This window comes from Winogradskyella poriferorum, assembly GCF_050618035.1.
Lineage (GTDB): Bacteria > Bacteroidota > Bacteroidia > Flavobacteriales > Flavobacteriaceae > Winogradskyella > Winogradskyella poriferorum_A.
Genome location: NZ_JBODPY010000332.1, coordinates 1 through 210 on the forward strand (window position 1 = coordinate 1; position 210 = coordinate 210).

Below are 210 nucleotides of genomic sequence, written 5' to 3' on the forward strand. Positions count from 1 at the left end.
ATTTTTTTCCACAACCATTTCTCCATATTTGTACTTATTGTCTAAAGTGGATGCTTTGGGTTTATTTTTTGGATTTAAACCACCAAAAATTTGATTTATGAACATTTTGGCATCACGTTTAGGAGTACCACTAAGACTATCATCAGATAAGTCTAATGCCAAGGTCACCATAATATGCCTAACATCATCTTGTATAATCTCAATTTTTTC

The 210-nt window shown here is 31.4% G+C and carries 1 pseudogene; it reads right to left on the reverse strand.

Annotation, left to right across the window (positions count from 1 at the left end):
- Window positions 1-210: pseudogene (locus tag ACRHOC_RS15975) on the reverse strand (GTP cyclohydrolase I FolE); the annotation flags it as partial.